This is a genomic window from Pseudomonas sp. NPDC089996 (genome assembly GCF_044748405.1).
Lineage (GTDB): Bacteria > Pseudomonadota > Gammaproteobacteria > Pseudomonadales > Pseudomonadaceae > Aquipseudomonas.
In genome coordinates this window covers 1-13,748 of the sequence record NZ_JBIVGA010000019.1, presented here as the reverse complement: position 1 = coordinate 13,748, position 13,748 = coordinate 1, and the positions used below count along the sequence as shown (strand labels likewise).

9 protein-coding genes and 1 pseudogene are annotated in these 13,748 nt (G+C 64.1%); 3 read left to right on the top strand and 7 right to left on the bottom strand.

The window, feature by feature from the left end; genetic code table 11:
• The first annotated feature begins 49 nt into the window (after positions 1-49).
• On the top strand, positions 50-997 hold the full coding sequence (locus ACIPW4_RS24440; RefSeq protein ID WP_400662476.1) for an alpha/beta hydrolase: 948 nt from the start codon (positions 50-52) through the stop codon (positions 995-997).
• Positions 998-1,037: 40 nt separating this feature from the next.
• Here the strand turns inward: ACIPW4_RS24440 and ACIPW4_RS24435 are convergent, their stop codons facing one another.
• From ACIPW4_RS24435 to pvdM, 7 genes are all read right to left on the bottom strand, one after another.
• A complete protein-coding gene (locus ACIPW4_RS24435; RefSeq protein WP_400662474.1) occupies positions 1,038-1,301 on the bottom strand; it encodes a DUF3077 domain-containing protein in 264 nt (87 codons plus the stop codon).
• A gap of 40 nt (positions 1,302-1,341) precedes the next feature.
• Positions 1,342-1,623 carry a hypothetical protein gene (locus tag ACIPW4_RS24430; RefSeq protein ID WP_400662472.1) on the bottom strand — a complete coding sequence of 94 codons (282 nt, stop codon included), beginning with the start codon at positions 1,621-1,623 and terminating at the stop codon, positions 1,342-1,344.
• Positions 1,624-2,020: 397 nt separating this feature from the next.
• A complete protein-coding gene (locus ACIPW4_RS24425) occupies positions 2,021-4,501 on the bottom strand; it encodes a TonB-dependent siderophore receptor (protein WP_400662469.1) in 2,481 nt (826 codons plus the stop codon).
• An 84-nt stretch (positions 4,502-4,585) separates the two neighbouring features.
• The gene (locus ACIPW4_RS24420) at positions 4,586-6,244 is read right to left on the bottom strand and encodes a cyclic peptide export ABC transporter (RefSeq protein WP_400662466.1); all 1,659 of its coding nucleotides are present in this window, start codon (positions 6,242-6,244) and stop codon (positions 4,586-4,588) included.
• Between the two features lie 153 nt (positions 6,245-6,397).
• Positions 6,398-7,252, bottom strand: coding sequence for a formylglycine-generating enzyme family protein (locus ACIPW4_RS24415; RefSeq protein ID WP_400662464.1), 855 nt, complete (start codon positions 7,250-7,252; stop codon positions 6,398-6,400).
• Between the two features lie 25 nt (positions 7,253-7,277).
• Positions 7,278-8,567 (bottom strand): pyoverdine-tailoring periplasmic protein PvdN, encoded by a 1,290-nt coding sequence (gene pvdN, locus ACIPW4_RS24410; RefSeq protein WP_400662462.1) that lies wholly within the window; start codon positions 8,565-8,567, stop codon positions 7,278-7,280.
• On the bottom strand, positions 8,567-9,925 hold the full coding sequence (gene pvdM, locus ACIPW4_RS24405; RefSeq protein ID WP_400662460.1) for a pyoverdine-tailoring dipeptidase-like protein PvdM: 1,359 nt from the start codon (positions 9,923-9,925) through the stop codon (positions 8,567-8,569). The genes pvdN and pvdM overlap by 1 nt, the downstream gene beginning before the upstream one ends.
• A 178-nt stretch (positions 9,926-10,103) precedes the next feature.
• Between pvdM and ACIPW4_RS24400 the strand changes: the two genes are divergently transcribed.
• Positions 10,104-11,738, top strand: coding sequence for a twin-arginine translocation signal domain-containing protein (locus ACIPW4_RS24400; protein ID WP_400662458.1), 1,635 nt, complete (start codon positions 10,104-10,106; stop codon positions 11,736-11,738).
• Positions 11,739-12,416: 678 nt separating this feature from the next.
• Positions 12,417-13,748 (top strand): annotated as a pseudogene (locus tag ACIPW4_RS24395) (DUF6531 domain-containing protein); the annotation flags it as partial.

Below are 13,748 nucleotides of genomic sequence, written 5' to 3'. Positions count from 1 at the left end.
CATCCAATCGAGGGAGGCCGCCACAGGCCTCCCTCTATCGAGGAACACCATGCTGCATCCTGAACTTGAAGCTTTTCTCGACCTGGCTGAAGCCAATGCTGACAACGCGCCGTTTCATCAGATGAGCCCTGAAGCGGCTCGCCGGGTCTTCCAGCAGTCCACCGAGCAACTGCGCTGGGCAGCGCCCACGGGCTTGGCGGTCGAAGCGCTGCAAGCGCCGGCCAGGGACGGCGCGGCCATCCCCCTGCGCCTGTATCGGCCGCCCCAGGTAACGACCCCGCTGCCGGTGCTGGTGTATTTCCACGGCGGCGGTTTTGTTGTCGGCAGCCTCGACAGCCACGATGGCGTGTGCCGTGAGCTATGCGCGCGTTCCGCTTGCGCCGTGCTTGCCGTGGGCTATCGGCTGGCGCCAGAGCACCGCTTCCCGGTCGCCCTGGAGGATGGCCAGGACACCTTGGCCTGGTTGGCCGGCCAGGCCGAGTACCTGGGCCTGGACAGCGCGCGTGTGGCCTTCGGTGGCGACAGCGCCGGTGCGACCCTGGCCACGGTGCTGGCTATCGAAGCGGCGCGCGCGGGCGAGCGAGCGGTACTGAAGCCACGTGCCCAGCTGCTGTGCTACCCGGTTACCGATGCCAGCCGGCAGAGCGTTTCGCGCACGCTGTTTGGTGAGGGCTACTTGCTGGAAAGCGATACCCTGGAATGGTTCTACGACCATTACGCACGCACCCCACAGGACCGCCACGACTGGCGTTTTTCGCCGCTGCTGGCCGAGGACCTGAGCGGAGTAGCGCCAGCTATCGTCGCCCTTGCCGGGCTCGATCCGCTGTTGGATGAGGGCCGGGCCTATGCCGAGCGGTTGCGCGAGGCGGGGGTTGAGGTCGAGCTGGTGGAGTTGCCGGGGCTGACCCATGACCTGCTGCGCATGGCTTCGGTGCTGCCGGATGTGTTGCAGGTGCATGAGCGGTTGTGTGCGGCGTTGGGCAGGGCGTTGGGGTAGGGGGTGGGGCGGCGTACACCTGGCCGCCCTGACACATCATTTAGCGTGTCATGCCCAGCTCGGCATCATCCATCAGTGCCTTGGCCATGGCACTGAGGTAATGGGATGCCCAGATCATTATTGGTTTCTCATCCATCAGGCCGAGGATGGTCAGCTCTCTTACATAGCCCATCAATTCCGAGGCCTGCTCGCGGGCATCCCGGCAGGGTATGCCTGGCTCGATGCGGAACAGGGGATGGGTTTTGTGTTCGCCTTGGACGAAGGTGGTTTTGCCGACAGTGAATTGGGTGTCGTCTGTGGTCATGAAATTCCCTCCTGAAGTTTCTCGATTGCCTGTTCTGGCCTCAATGCAGGCTGCTACTCCGCTCCAAGGCCAGTGAAAGCGCATCCGCCTGGCCCCAGGCAATCTGCATGGCACGCAGCCCATTCACCAGCGATTCCCGGGTGCGGTCATCTTCGATCGCATCGAGGGTTCGGTGGCAATGGTTGTAGGCAAGCATCAGGTAATGGGTGACGTTCATCACCACGTGGTCGATGGGCACGATGCCCTCGCTGACGGCGTTGGTGAGTGTCTTGGCGGAGGGAAGGTCGAAATGATGGGGAGGATCGGGGACGATCTTTTTCATAGCAATTCCTTGAAGATCTAAGGAGTTGCCACCGCCGTTTCCACACGAAGGGCGGCAACTGTACACGGGGTGGAAAACCGGTCTTCAAGGAACCCCGGTAGGCCATACGGCCTCCCGTGTACAGCTGCCATTACGACAGGCACTTGAAGGTTGCCGGGTTTCCACACCCGCATCGCTGATGTTTTCAGCGACCCAAAAAGCCTAAAGGGCGGTGTTTCCAGGAACAATCAGACGCGAGTCGACAGGGCTTGTAGGCTATTTCATCACCCTTCTTCTCACTAGCCCAATTTTGTAGGAAACGTCTGAATCCATTGTCAGATCGCCGATCCCCAAGGGTATATATCACCCAGCAAAAAGGGCCGCTAAGCGGCCCTTTCCATGTTCAAGCAAACGCTCTTCAGAAGTCGCCCTTGAGCGTCAGCATGAAGTTGCGTGGCTCGCCGTAGTAGTTACCCCAGCCGGTAGCACCGATGGTGGAGTAGTACTTCTTGTCGAACAGGTTGTTGCCATTGACTGCCACCGTCCAGTGCTCGTCCAGGCGGTACTGCACGCGGCCGCTCCACAGGGTGTAGCCCGGCTGCTCGATGCGGATGTTGCCCTGGCGGCGGAAGTTGTCGCTCTGGCTGGACACCCCGGCCCCGATGGTCCAGCGATCCAGCGCACCATCGAGCTGGTAGTCACCCCAGACCTTGAGCATGTGCCGCGGAATGAAGCTGGAAGTGAAGTTCAGCTCGGTCGGGTCGGTATCGTTGATGGTCTTCAGGTACTTGGTCTGGGTGTAGGTGTAGCCGGCCAGCAATTGCAGGCGATCGATCGGCGAACCGCTGATCTCGGCTTCGAAGCCCTGGGCCCGGACCTTGCCGCTGTCGGTGTAGCAGTAGCCATCGCTGGAGCCTGCACAGACATTCTCGTAGTCGGTTTCGGCGCGGTGGTCTTCGATGGTGCGGAACAGGTTGAACGACGTGTTCAGCTGGCCGTCGAGCAGCTCGCCCTTGATGCCGAGCTCATAGCTGCCGCCCGTCTTGGGCTGCAGCGATTGCCCATCGGCGGTGGTCAGGTTGCCTTGCGGCTGGAAGATCTGCGCATAGCTGGCATAGGCGGTCCACTGGTCGTTGAGGTCGTACAGCAGGGCGCCGAACGGGGTGACCTCGCCGTTTTCCTGGCTGCGGATATGCTCCCAGGTGTCCCAGCGCTGGGTGTAGGAATCGCGGTTGTTGCGGTACCAGCTGACGCGGGTGCCCAGCACCAGAGTGAGCGGCTCGGCCAGTTTCAGGCGCAGGTTGGCATAGGTGCCCCACTGGCTGGTGGTGGAATCGGTCGGGAACGGGCCGCCGCGGATGGTGCCGGTCTGGTAGTCGGCCTTCGACGGATGCGGGAAGTTATCCGACGGGTCGAACGGGTTCTGCGTGCCGCTCAAGGCCAGCAGGGCGAAGTAGTCGTGGTTCTTCTGGCGGCTGGCGTTGACGCCGACGATCAGCTCGTGCTCGAGGCCGAACGCCTCGAATTTGCCGTCGATGTAGCTGTCGAAGCCGTAGTCGTCCTGGTCATAGTCGAAGCGGCCGGAGTAGCGGCCCATCGCCCCGGTGGTGGCGCCCACTGGCACCGAGCCTTCGGAATAGCCGTACTCGATGTTCTGGTTGTTGTGGGTGTACACCGACGCGAAGTTCAGCGACCAGTCCTCATTGAAACGGTGCTTGGCGTCGGCGAAGGCGGTGATGCGCTCGCTCTGCAGGTCGTTCCAGCTGGCACCCAGGCAGGTCGAGCGCGACAGCTTCAGGTCGCTGCCGTCGGCATAGCGCGGCAGGCCGTGGTAGCAGGGCGTGGCGTCGACATCCTCGTACGCCAGGCCGAAGCCCAGGGTGGTGTCGGGGGTAACATCCCAGTCGAGGGCGCCATAGGCAATACGGTCCTGGCGCTTGGAATTGTCGTAGAAATACTGTTTGTCCTGCAGCGCCGCGACGGCACGGCCACGCACGGTGCCCGATTCGTTCAGCGGGCCGCCCACATCCACCTGGCTGCGGTAGTTGTCCCAGCTGCCGGCGGATAGGGTCACGCTGGTGTGGGCCTTGTCCTGGCCGCGCTTGCGCACGAAGTTGACGCCACCGGCCGAGGAGCCGGAGCCCTTCATCATGCCGGCCGCGCCCTTGAGGATCTCGACCCGGTCATAGAACGCCATGTCGCTGGAAAAGCTATTGGCCTGCACATAGTTGCCGCCCACATCCAGCGGCACGCCGTCGTACTGGTACTGGCCGTCAAGGTTGAAACCGCGCGAGTAGAAGTACTTGCCGCCCATGGGCGAGTCGTAGGTGGTGATGCCGGGGGTCTTGTCCAGCACCTGCTCGAGGGTGTTGAGGTTCTGGTCGTCGAGCATCTTGCGGGTCATGACGGTGACCGACTGCGGCGTCTCCTTCAGCGTGTGTACGCCTTTACCAATGGTCACGGCGCGTGCTGCGTACGAGTTGGTCCCCTCACTCGTGGCATTCAGCGTGTTGGCATTGATGTTCAGCGGCCCCAGTTCCATCGCCGAAGACGAACCCGGTGCGCCATTGAGGATCACCGTGTGCCCGTCGATCTGGTAGGTCAGGCCGCTGTCACGCAGCAGCAGGCGCAGCGCCTGTTCCGGCTCCATGTTGCCGCGAATGGCCGGTGCGGTGGTGTTGCGCACGGTTTCCGGGCTGTACAGCAGCTGCAGGTCGGCCTGCTTGGCCAGCGTGTTGAGTGCCCCGACCAGCCCTTGCGAAGGGATATTCAGTTGCACGGGCTCGGCATGGGCGCTCATCGAAGTTGCCAGCGCGCAGGCCAGCAGCGACGGGGTGAGCAATGCCAGTGATTTGCTGCGAACCGCCCTGGCGAGCGGCGAAACCGTGGTAATGGTCATGCGGATACTCAGTGTTGGCAGATTGATTACTTATGAGAGTTATTTGCATTTATGTGACGTACCAGCTCCCCAGAACCGGAACGATCAATGTGAAAATTCTGTGATTTCTTCCTCCACCCGCTTGCCGTCGCGCAGGCGCAGCAGGTGATCGGCCACATCGAAGTAGCGGTCGTCGTGGCTGATGACGATGATGGTCTTGCCCAGGCGCTTCAGTTCCGGCAGCAGTTCGGTGTAGAAAATGCGGCGGAACATCGGGTCCTGGTCGGCGGCCCATTCGTCGAACACCAGCACCGGGCGTTTTTCCAGCCAGGCGTTGACCAGCGCCAGGCGCTTGCGCTGGCCGGTGGACAGGTCGGTGGTGGTGAAGGCGCCGTCGCGGATCTGCACCTTGTGCGCGATCTCCAGGCGTTGCAGGTACTTGCCGGCATCCTCGGGCAGTGCCTGGGCGTCCTGCAGCAAGTCATCGAACAGGTAGTAGTCGGCGAAGACGGTGGTGAACAACTGGCGATAGTCGTCACGGTTGGCGGCCGTGACAGCCTGGCCATCAAGCAGGATTTCGCCCTGCTGCGGCGCATACAGGCCAAGCAGCAGCTTGATCAGGGTGGTCTTGCCGCAACCGTTCTCACCGACGATGAACACGATGTCGCCCTGTTCGATGCGCAGGTTGATCGGCCCCAGGGCAAACGGCGCCGCGCCTGCCACCGGTGGGAAGGCGAAGCCTACGTCGCGCAGTTCGAGGCTGCGTATCTGCTGGTCCGGCACTTCGGCAGCCGCCAGCAGCAGGTGCGGCTCAGGCGAGGAGAACTGCTGCGACAACTCGGCAATGCGGCGGAAGGCGATCTGCGCGCGGCTGACGATCGGCAGGGTCGAGACCAGGTGCTCCAGTGGCCCTTTCATGTACAGCAGCACCAGCACGAAGCCGCTGGTGACCTTGGGGTCGCTGACCAGCTGCGCCTGTTGCAGGGCCAGCACCAGGCCGATGACCACGAAGAACAGCATCGAGCCCAGGCTCTTGGCGATGACGAAGATATTGATCGAACGCACGTGGGTATCGCGGATGTAGTTCGCCGTGCGGCTGATGCGTTCGTTGAACATGCGCTGGCGACGGGGCCGGCTGATGCGCAGTTCCTTGGCGCCCGAGGCGACGCCGTCGTAGTGCTTCTGCAGTTCGTCTTCGGCTTCGCGCGCCGCATTGAAGCCGCGAATGCCGCGGACCCTGGCGATGTACTGCACCGCCGTGCCAATCAGCACGGCCAGGGCGGCGATCAGGAACATCGGCCAGGACAGCTGCGCCAGGTAGCCCAGGCAGCCCAGGGTCACCGACAGCGAGATGGCCAGCGGCGCGAAGGCGAAGGCGAAGTCGCTGATGGTGTCGACATCGTGGGTCAGTACCGGGATCAGGCGGTGGCTGCGGTAGCGCTCGATCTGTTCGATGGGGGCGCTGAGCACCTTCTCGCCCAGGTCGCGGCGCAGGCCGGCAATGACGTGCTGGCCGACATAGTTGGTGCCGATGTCCGAGGCGATGGAGGAGGCCAGCGCCACCAGGCAGATGCCGGCGAATGCCAGCACCACGCCCCAGCTCAGGGCGCCGGGGGCGTGCAGCAGGTTGTTGATGTTGGCCAGCAGCAAGGTGATGCAGAAGCCGCCGACGATGCCCAGCCCGACGGCAAAGGCGACGATCAGCCGGTAAGGCTTGAGCAAGCCGAGGAGTTCGCGAAGTGCGCCAGGGGTCGATTGGTTCATGCTGAGTTCCTGGTGGATGCGCGGATGCGCTTTGGGGCGCTGTGCGGGGCAGGCGCCGTGCGGGCCATTGCCCTGTGAGGAAGACGTTCGAGAAGTGTTCTTATTTAGGAGGCCCAGGCCAGGGGCCTGGGACACGTGGGGCAGGGACGCGGGTCAGAGCTCGCGGGCGACCCGGAAGCCCAGCCAGTCACCACGCACATAGGGCTCGCGGTAATTGCGGTTGCCCGAGCGGGAGAACACCGGTGCTTCGCTGTAGTCGTTGCCGCGGATGTGGTTGTACTCGCAGCTCGCTTCCATCCAGGCACTGCCGTCGGTGGGGGCGCCGACGTAGCTGTCGTGCCGGCAGTCGGCGACCCATTCGTAGACGTTGCCGTGCATGTCATACAGGCCGAAGGCGTTGGCCGGGAAGCTGCCGCCGGGCGAGGTGTAGCCGTAGCCGTCGGTGGGGCCATAGGTGTTGGCATGCTTGGCGATGCTGTAGTCCTTGCCTTCATCGAAGGGGAACGGGAACGGGCCGCTGGAGCCGGCGCGGGCGCCGTACTCGCGCTCGGCTTCGCTGAGCATGCGGTAGTGCTTGCCGGTCTTCTTCGACAGCCAGGCGACGTAGGCCTTCACTTCGTCGTAGCTGATGCACACGGCGGGTTGGTCGGGGCCTTGCGGGTAGCTGGGTTTGCCGTTGGTGCAACGGCGGCCCGGGCGGTCGTCGCCATCGGGCAGGGTGACCTTGGCGTCGCGCTGCCAGGCCCGCAACTGTTTGGCCTGCACCTGGAACTGGCTGATGGCGAAGGGCTTGGCGAAGGTCACGGTGTGCATCGGGCCCTCGTCGGGCTGGCGGCCGACTTCGTCGTCAGGTACGCCCATGGTGAAGCTGCCGGCCGGCAGCACGACCATCTCGGGGCAATCCTTGCAGTCCTTGAACGTCTTGCCGGGTGCGTGCGCGTCGGCGGCAAAGGCCGGGGCACTGGCGAGCAGGGCGGCCACCAGGGCCAGGGGTTTGAACATGTGCATGGCAATTCTCTTCAAAGGCGAAAGGTCAGGCGAGTTGCGGGGCGAGGATGGCCATCACCCGGTCGATCTCGGCTTCGTTGTTGAGCAGGCTCGGGGCCAGGCGCACCACCGGGCCGACATCACGGTCGACGGCGTCGCTGATCACCTTGTTGGCCATCAGGTGGCGGGCAACGGCGTCACAATCGCGGCCCTCGACGCGGAAGAAGGTGAAACCTGCGGAAAGCTGGCTGCTGCGTGGCGTCACCAGCTGCACCTTGGTGTGTTCGGCCAGGCGCTGCTTGAGGTAGTCGTTGAGCTGGTGCACGCGGGCCTGGACATCGGCCTTGCCCAGCTGCAGGTGCAGCTCGAATGCCTTGCCCAGGGCCAGGCGATGGTCGAAGGCGTGGTAGCCGCCGGGGGTCATCAAGGTGCCGAAGTTCTCGCCCTTGGTGAAGGTCGGCAGGCTGGGCACCAGGTACGGCTGCGGCTTTGCCTCGCGGGCGATGATCACGCCGGTGCCCCGCGGGCCGAACAGCCACTTGTGGGTGCCTGCGATGAAGTAGTCGCAATTGAAGTCGGCGAAGGTCACGTCCTCGATGCCAAAGCCATGCACGCCGTCGACCACGTAGAGGATCCGGTCCTGCTCGTCGCGGTTCTGGTTGAAGGTCTTCACCAGTTCGCCGACTTCGCGGATCGGCAGCTTGACGCCGCTGCCGGACTGCACCCAGGTCATGCCCAGCACCCGGGTTTCGGGGCGGATGGCCTGGCGGATGTTGCCGAGCATTTCGTCCACCGAGGCCAGTTGCGGGTCCTTGAACAACGCCACGCGGCGCACTTGGGTGCCCATCATGCGTTCGCGGTATTCGAGGCGGGTGTTGGTCGAGTAGTGCTCGTGGGCGCTGACCAGGATCTCCTTGCCCGGCGCCACCTGCAGGCCGCCGTAGATCATCGACAAGCCTTCGGTGGTGCTGCCGGTGAGGGCCACTTGCCCTGGCTGCACGCCGAAGTAGCGGCCGGCCCAGGCGCGCACGTCGTTTTCATAGCCCCACAGCTCTTCGCGGTCCCAGTCGACCATTTCGCCCGGGTTCTGGTCCAGCCGCGCGCGGAAGCGGGCGATGGCCTCGCTGACCACGCGAGGGTGGGAGGCGAGCAGGAAATTGCAGAAGTGCAGGTAGGCCGGGTCCAAGTCGAATTGCTGGCGCAGGGCCTGCCATTTGTCCTGGCCGGGTTTTGCCACTGGCGTCGCAGCCAGTGCGCTCTGCATGAAACTGCCGGTCAGGGGCAGGGCGGCGGCCAGCAGGCCAGCCTGCTTGAGAAAGCAGCGACGGTCGTTCATCAGCCGCGCTCCGCTTGCGAATCGGCACCGGGTTTGGCCAGGTGTTGCACCTGTTCCCATACGCGCAGGAAGTTGCCGCCCCACAACTTGGCGATATCGGCGTCGGAGTAGCCGCGCTCGATCAGCTCGGCGGTGACATTGCGCGACTCGCCGACGTTCATCCAGCCAGTGACGCCGCCACCGTCGTTGAAGTCGGAGGCGATGCCGACATGGTCGATGCCGATCTTGCGCACCGTGTAGTCGATGGCGTCGACCAGGTCCTTGACCGTGGCGCGGGGCTCTTCGTCGAGGATGGCGTACAGCGAGCTGGCGTACTCGCCGAACTTTTTTTCCGGCCAGATGGAAATGATCGCGTCACCTGGCATCAGGGCGTTGGCCAGGCCGTTCAGCGGCTGCAGGTCGAAGCGCTTGCGCAGGGCATTGAGCTTGTCCAGGGTGCCCTGGCTCAGTGGCCTGAGGTAGGCCGGGAAGCCCACCACCTGAACCACGCCGCCGCTGTGCTTGATCGCTTGCAGTTCGTGGTCGCTGAGGTTGCGCGGAATGTCCACCAGCGCACGCGGTGCGGAGTGCGAGGCGACCATCGGTGCGCGGCTCAGGCGGGCGACGTCTTCCAGGGCCAGGGTGGACATCTGCGACACGTCGATGATCACGCCGAGGTCGTTGAGCCGAGCCACTGCCTGTTCACCCAGCGGCGACAGGCCACCGAGGGCGTCGGGGGTGTCGTTGAGGAACGGCAGCGGGCGCGAGGAGTCGGCCCAGGCGTTGTTGCCCACGTAGCTGAAGCCGAACATGCGCATGCCGCGCGCGGCCCAGGTGTCCAGGGCATCGAGGTCGTGTCCCAGGGGGTAGGCGTTGAGCATGCTAAGGAAGATCGCGAACTTGCCTTCGCCGTGCAGGCGACGGAAGTCGGCGGGGGTGTAGGCGATGGCCACCTGGTTGGGGTAGTCGCGGACCATGCCGGTGAGGATCTTGTAGCGCATCTCTTGCTGCTGGCGCGCTTCATCGACGAAGGCGGCGGTCGGGCGGTGGGGCGCGTTGTCACCGTTCCAGATTTCCGGCCAGCCGAAGATCGTCAGCGCAGCGCCGGAGAGGCGCCCGCGGCCGGCCTTGACCAGGTCGAACTGGCCGCTGCCATCCTTGTCGGCTTCCTTGCCTTCGGTGCCGAAGTTCAGCGGCACGGTGATGTGGCTGTCGAAGGAGATGATGCGCTCTTGCAGGTCTTCGGCATGTTTCATCACCTCGCGTGGGTAGCCAGCGGGCAGGTAGATGAAGAAGTACCAGGCCGCGGCGCCCGCGAATGCGAGGATCAGCGCCAGAGCGACGAGGTAGGGGGCCTTGCGCAAGCGTGTAGTGTTCATTGCCATCCCGTTGGTTGCCAGGGTCGATGCGGTTGCGGCAGCCGCGATCACGGGGCTTGCCTGTCACGGAGGGACGAGAGCGGCAGCGGGAAATTTAGCGGCACGCTGCCGGTAAATTTGCCGCGCGGTGTCTCGTTCTAGCTCGATAGGCGTGGCTGACACGGATACGGATGTGGCGATGAGGTTTTCCAGGCGTGGGTTCATGGTGGGGCTGGCGGTAGCCGGCGCGGCGGGGTCGGCAGCGTGGTATGCGCGCCAGCCGGCGGACCACGACGAGAAACTCCGCAAAGATGAGGTCGAGACCCCTGGCGAGGCCACTGTCGAGGCCGCCGCCAGTGCGGGTGTGCGCATGGGCGACAAGCTGCGCGGCATCTGGGATGTGCGCTTCAGCGGCGCCGAGGCCGGCCTTGATGGCCTGCCCTTGGAGGGCGTGCAGATGCTGCTCGATGTCGGCCCGACGGGGCGCTCGCTGCGTGGCTTTGTCGACGTGGCTGAGCGCCTGCGCGGCAGTGAGCAGCCGCGCTACCGCGTGCTCGGCGAGCTGGTCGCTGCCGATGCCGGCAAGGTCCGCTGGCGCCTGCTGCCGGCTGGGGTGTCGGCGCCGAGCCATGAGCTGGAGGCGACCCTCGATGAGGTCTGGGCCGCTTGGGGCAACGCGGGCACGGGCACCCTGACCGGGCGTATCCGCCGTATCGACCGGCCTTTGCTGAGCACTGAGCCGGACAACCACTTCGTCGCCAGCAAACGTGCGTTCCCCGAGGCACGCCAGGTCACACCGCTGGCACCGGCGCTGATGGCCTGGCTGAATTCCCCCGAGCACCGCCTGTTCCACCAGGTGTGGCATGCCACCCGTGACAAGTGGCATCGCCTGGACGATGACAAGCGTGATGGCCTGCGCGGTGCCGGCTGGCAACCTGGCCCGCGTGACGCTGAACGCGGAGCACGTGGGCGGCGCAAGCACCTCAATGGCTCCGGCGAGGACTTCTTCTTCATGCACCGGCACATGCTGGGGCATGCGCGGGGGCTGCAGCCTGACCTGCCGAACTGGCCACAACTGCCGCTGCCGTCACCGCAGCTTGAATATGATCGGCTCGGGTTCATCCGCTATCAGGAAAACCATGACGGCAACTCGGTGCCGCCAGCCTGGGTCGCGGCCGACGATGAGGAACTGAGCCAGTGGCTGCATGGCATCAAGGCGGCGGAAACCTTCTTCAGCAATTTCCAGGTCTGGGAGTCGCAGTACCAGGACCCGGACTACCTCAGCCGCCTGACCCTGGGGCAATTCGGTTCGGAAGTTGAGCTGAACATTCACGACTGGCTGCACATGCGCTGGGCGACCGTCACCCGCGACCCCTCCAACGGCGCGCCGGTGATGGGTGATCGCAACCAGACGGACTATGCGGCGCGCTGGTTCCGGGAGGAAAACGACTTTCTTGGTGATCCGTTCTCGTCACACGTCAATCCGGTGTTCTGGCGTTTCCATGGTTGGATCGACGATCGCATCGAGGACTGGTACCGGGCCCATGAGCGCGCCCACCCGGGTGAGGTGCAGCGTCGCGAGGTCAATGGCGTGTCGTGGTTTGCGCCGGGGCGTTGGGTGCAGGTGGGTGACCCTTGGCTGGGGCCGATGACTCATGGGTGTGGGGGGATTTCCGATGCCGGCGGCGGGGCCGGGGAGATGGAAGTGGAGGCGATGAAGCTTGCGTTGCGGATCGCCTTCAGTGGTGAGCAGGATGTTGATGAGCTGTTGCGGCGTACGCCGCGCAGGCCTTGGTATGCGCGGCATATGAAGTTGCCGGAGGGGTCGGTTTAGGTTGCGTGATGGCTTGCAGGTGCTCGCCTTGACAGTTGCAGCGTCTGTGAGATCGAGCGCCGCCCGCGCGGCGCATCGCGGATAAATCCGCTCCTACATCTGTTTCGGGCCAGTCAATCCTGTGCCGCCAACAGGATCCGCCTTGGTGCATGACAGGAGACAGGTGGAGCGGCATCAGCGCCCACCGAAATGCATCGTCATGCCAACAAGGCGGTCCCTGTTGGCTTCACAGGAGGGATTGGCCCGAAACAGATGTAGGAGCGACCTTGGTCGCGATGCGCCGCGCGGGCGGCGCTCGATCTCACAGGCGCTGAAAATGTTGTGGCGAACTCCAGCGACACGTCGGAACGGGCTGACTGCGATTTTTCCTACAGACGTTTCTGAAAATCCAAAAGCCCCCGCTGAACTCAAATGCCAGTCTCCCGCTCGGGAGCCAACGACTTCCCTGGCTTATGGCTTTTTGATGTCACGTTTACCACCCTATAACTCGCGCCGCACAAGGCCTGCCGCCGGTTGACAGTGCAACCGACGAGCCGATTTACTCAGCGCCTTTCACGGATGATCACACGGCAATTGGATTGAGACATTCACCGTGCATTTCATGGAGATGCTGATGTTCATGGATCGACGCGACCCGGTCGCAGGCTATCCCGTCTCTGGCGAGCAGGAGTAACTCTCATGTTCGAAGCAGCCAGGTTCGGCGACGATATTTCACACACAGGCGCATTGGGCGGCTTCCTGCTGGGCGCTGCCTTGGGTATAGCGCTGGTGGCGACAGTGGCCATCGCCACCTTCACCTGCGGATTCGGCGTGGGTTTGCTGGCCGGCCTCGCGGCGGGTGTCGGGGGCAGCCTGCTGACCGCTGCCGGCGAGGCGCTAGGCAGTCTGTTCCAATCCCCCTCAGGGACGATCACGACTGCCTCACCTAACGTTTTCATCAACAGCCGCAAGGCCGCCCGGGGTCGAAAAAAGCATCGGTGCCTGCGACAAACACCCGGGGCCAGTGCAGATCGCCGAAGGCTCGACCAACGTTTTCATCAACGGCGTGGCCGCTGCGCGCAAGGGCGACAAGCTGACCTGCGGCGCGACCATCTCCGGTGGTTCAAACAACGTCTTCATTGGCGGTGGCACTTACCGTTACCTGCCAGTGGACGACGAAATCCCGCAATGGCTGCGCACCACCGTGGATGTGCTGATGGCGGTTGCCGGCGCCGCCGCTGGCGTTGCCAATGTGCTCAAGATGGGTACCCAGGCCGGCATGAAGGCCGCTCTCCCTTGCGCAATGCGGTTCACGGCCGGCTTCGTCGCCGGCGAAGTGGTCTCCCGCTATCTGGTCGAACCGGTGGCCCGCAGGGTGTTGGGCGGCTTGGCGGGCAATCCGGTGGATCTCACCACCGGCCGCAAACTGATCCCCGATGAAATCGACTTCAGCCTGCCCGGGCTGATGCCGATCGAATGGTCGCGCTTCTACGCCAGCGACCTCACCGTCGACAGCGTGCTCGGCCGCGGCTGGGTGCTGCCTTGGGAGCAGAGCCTGCGTCGACAGGGTTCGTTCATCTACCTCACCGACAACCAGGGCCGCGAAGTCCCGTTCGTGACCCTGCAACCCGGCGAGCGCATCTACAACCCGCACGAGCAGGTGTACCTAGTCTGCACCGAAGGCGGCCATTACCTGCTGCAGACCCTCGAAAACCTGTTCTTCTACTTCGGTGACGTGCCAGACACCAGCGCTGAAATCCCGCTGCAACGCATCGAAAACGCCCTCGGCCACTTCCTGCATTTCACCCGTACCCCCGACGGCACCCTGACCGACATCAGCGCCACCGGCGGCACCCGCGTACACCTGCACTACGATCACCCGCTGGGCCGCCTGACCGACATCAAGCGCGTGGTCGACAACCAGGCCGTCGAAACGCTGACCCAGTACCGCTACGACGAACACGGCCAGCTCAGTGCGGTGATCAACCGCAACGGCGACACCGTGCGCAGCTTCAGCTACGCCGACGGCCT